The following is a 2,806-nucleotide window of genomic DNA, read 5'->3' on the forward strand; positions in this document are numbered from 1 at the left end:
TTGCCGGACAGGTCCGTCGGGTCGTCGGTCCACCGCACAGGACGGCCCAACCGCTGCGCCAGCCGCCTCGCCACCTCGTCGATGCCGGGAGCCGGCCGGGCGTGCGAAAAGACGACTTCGGTGCCCCTTCCCTTGGCTAGCAGGATGGAGTCGTTCGCCATCAGCTCCAGGAACTCACTGACCGGTATCCAGAACACGTCGCCGTCGATGTCCAGCTGGATGATGTTCGGGTCCTGCGGGTCCAGTTCGATCCGCATCAGGTAGAGGTCCAGCTCGATCGCCTGCCGGTTCCGGTTCCGGTTCCGGTTCCGCCACGGCGCGTCCACCAGCCCGCCGGACGTACGGATCTGCGCGAGGTTCACCCGCGGCCACGACTCCCCCGTGAAGTCACGGCCGTTCCCCCGGATCCCGTCCAGGACCGTGTCCCTGTCGGTGACGGCGAACGCCCAGTTCACCTCCAGGTGGTACGCGGCCGCCACGTCCGTGTCGGACGCGTCCCGCCCCACGGCGAATGCCCGGGTGAGCAGGGTCCGCAGGTTCTCACGCTCCGCCCGGCCAACGGGGAGGCTCGGGTCCAGGTGGAGCACCCGTACGGCGAGCACGTCCACGTCCACACCGGGTTTGCCCAGCAGGTCCATGGTCCTGACCCACGCCCACAGCATCCGCAACCGCTGCGCCTCACCCAACGGAGCGGAGCTGAACAGGCTCAGGGCGTTGGCGGCCTCGAACCTCGCCGCACCCCCCCGCACCCACTGCGCGCCCAGCCGCACCACCGGCAGATCCACGAAGTCCCACGGCATGTCCACGCGCCCGCCCTGCGGACCACGAGGCCGTGCATCCCACCACGCCGCCGCCGCGGCCAGCACCCGGCGGGCAACATCCTGATCCACCCCGGACGCCGCCTCCGGACGCGCCTCGATCACCCGCGACAGCAGATCCAGCGTCAGCGGACCCACCCGCCGGAACTCCGGATCGGCCAGCCACATCTCGTCCACCGCCGCCACCCCCCGCAGCAGCTCCCCGAAATCGGCACGGTCCTCCGCATACACCCCGAACATCAACTTCAGCGCCCGCACCGCAATCAGCGTCCGCTCCCGCACCTCCGCCGACACCGGGCCACTCCCCGAGTGCAACCGGGCCACCACCGCAAGCCGGTCCAGCTCCGCACCCTCCGGATCCGGCCGCGGCAGCTCCCAATCCCGGGCCCGCCCCTGGGCATCGGCGAACAGGGCCCGCACGTACTTGCCGTTCGCCGACAGCTTTGTCTCCGTCTGCTGGCCGTAGGAGACACGCGCCCAGCGCCGCGCCCCGTTCACCATGTGCTGCCCCAGAGACAGCTCCCGCAGCGGATCGGCCACGAACACCTTGCGGTCGAAGAGGGATCCGTGGGCGGGAGGACCCGGCGTGTCGCTGTCCTTGGGGGACGCGAGGGAGCAGCAGGCGAAGTCGATCCAGCGGTTCCAGGGCAGCCGGGACACCAGCCACTTCACCCAGGCCACCGCCTCACTCTCATCGATGAAGCGGTTGTACACGCGGTCCCCGCTCCACACCGACAGCACCATGTAGCCCGGCACGCCATGCAGGCTGATGCGGTACGCGCTGCTCTCAGGGAACGGACTGCCCTCGGGACCCGGACGCGGCAAATCCTGCTCCGGCGAAACGAGCTTCAAGGCGAATCTGTAGTCGACGTACGTCGTCATCTGGTCGAGACGGCGGTCGCCCTCCTCGAAGTCCTCCGCATACTCGGCGGGTTCGAACGAGGCGTCGCCCATCCGCCCCCCGGTCATCTCACTGACGATCGGGAACATCACCACGTCGCGGTACCAGTCGGGCACGCTCTCATCGAACACCGGCCCCTGGCCCGGCCGGAGCGGAACCCAGGCACCCTTGGGAACCCCCGGCCGCCCGACAACCGTGGCGATACTGCCCTTCCCGCCGGGCAGCGGGCGGACCCTCGCCTCACCGCTGTGCGGCCACACCACCAGACCCGTACGTTCCGCCAGCTCCTGCAACAACGGGCCATACCGGCCCAGGAAGGGAACGGCCACCACGATCGGGGTGCCCGGCGGCAGCTTCGCCCGCGCCACATCCGCCGCCACCAGCTCCACGAACTCCTCGATGTCCGCGTCCCGCGTCGAACCGTCCGGCAGCCGCACCACCACCTTCTTCTTGTCCTCGCGCCAGTCGGCCCCGACGACGTACGGCCACTGCCTCTTCGGCCACGGCGTCATCCCCCCGGGGCCACCGCTCGCCAGGGAACCGTCCGCCTGCGGCGTAAGGACATCGCTCCAGTCCGTGTTCAGCTTCAGGGCGTCCGACCCCAGCCAGTTCAGACCCGGAACCCGGTGTCCCCCCCGCGTGAAGTGGCCGCTCCGGGCCGACCCGGCCGCCTCCAGCCTCTCCAGATGGAACGCCCCCAGCGCCGCCAGACTCCCCGCACGCCCGTCCGCCTTGGCAGCCCTCACCAACCCGAACAACTCCGCACGCACCGCCTGATCCACCGGCGCGCCCTCCGGCAGGTGAAGCACATGACGGGCCACCACGTCCACGTCAAACCGGCCGCGCCGGAACCGCAGGTCCCGCCCGTGCAGAGCCTTCAACAGCCGCTCCGCCGGAGACACGGCGGTCCGCACGGCGAGCGGAACGGGTGGTGTGGCCGTCTGCGGGTCAACCGGCGCGGTGAACCGCGAAATGCAGCCCCCCCGCATGGACATCACCAGCTTCGGCGCCAATGCCCACAATCCGGCACCGTTCGCGCCGGAAACCCCAGGCGCACCTCGGGCCGCGACCCCGCCGGAACCCTCGG

General features: G+C 70.5%; 1 protein-coding gene. It reads right to left on the minus strand.

Annotated features, from left to right (window positions below):
• A partial coding sequence (locus CCN51_RS50550; RefSeq protein WP_158104790.1) for a lonely Cys domain-containing protein occupies window positions 1–2,600 on the minus strand: 2,600 nt, incomplete at its 3' end.
• Between the last annotated feature and the right edge of the window lie 206 nt (window positions 2,601–2,806).

Source organism: Streptomyces milbemycinicus, from assembly GCF_002154605.1.
Classification (GTDB): domain Bacteria; phylum Actinomycetota; class Actinomycetes; order Streptomycetales; family Streptomycetaceae; genus Streptomyces; species Streptomyces milbemycinicus.